The sequence below is a fragment of the Pseudomonas sp. MWU12-2029 genome (assembly GCF_023242425.1).
GTDB lineage: Bacteria > Pseudomonadota > Gammaproteobacteria > Pseudomonadales > Pseudomonadaceae > Aquipseudomonas > Aquipseudomonas kribbensis.
Genome location: NZ_JALJDY010000031.1, coordinates 1 through 854, shown reverse-complemented (window position 1 = coordinate 854; position 854 = coordinate 1). Strand labels below are relative to the sequence as shown.

General features: G+C 60.2%; 1 pseudogene. It reads right to left on the bottom strand.

What is annotated here, in order from left to right:
- Positions 1-854: pseudogene (locus M5B44_RS28780) on the bottom strand (type IV secretion protein Rhs); the annotation flags it as partial.

Sequence of the window (854 nt, the reverse complement as noted above, 5' to 3'; positions counted from 1 at the left end):
GCCGAAGTCAGCTCCGCCAACCGCAACGCCGACGCCGCCAGCCATTCCCGGGTACGTGGCGACTTGATCTTGCCGAGCACCTTGGCGCTCAACCGCAGCGGCACGCCCATACCGCCCGACATGCACATCAGCAGAAAACTGACCAGTAACTCCGCCCGGACTTCAGCCACCACCTCGGCGAGGTACTGCGGCGGCAGCATCTTCAGCCAACTGGTAAAAGCTGCCAGATGAATGAACAGCAACGGTTCGTCGCTGAGCATCAGCAAGCCATTGGCGATGGCCTCGGAGGAGGCCTCGAGCAAGGCTTCCAGTTCGACGCCGGACAGGTATTGCAGAAGTTTTTCGCTGTTGGCCTGTAAGTCGGCGAGCAGGGCGAACAGCTGTTTCACGTCATCCCAGACGCCATTCAGCGCCGTTTCGAAACCGCGCCAGTCGGCCTGCTGCAACTGACCGTAACGCTCCAGGAAACCCGCGCTGGAAAACTCGGCCCATTGCGGTTGAAACCCGACCCATTCCTCACGCAACCATTTTTCCAGGCCATCAATGAGCCCCTGATACGAGGCATATAGCGTCTGGATATGCGCCGTGGAAACATCGGGAAAGAAGGTGATGCGATAACGCTGGCCCCGGTCGCAGTCGTCGACTTCGAGAATGCCGCTGGGGCCGATGGTGTAATGCTTCGGTTCGCCGAATTTCAGGACACCGCCGACATCGGAAATGACCGGTTCCAGGGTCACCGGCGTATCGCCGATCGGCACGAAGCGCGCGGCTTCGAACATGTGCACCAGCGTCAGGGAGCCAGTGGCAGAACACATGGCCACTGAGGAGCTGATGGGTTTTCGGCTGGCAATCGG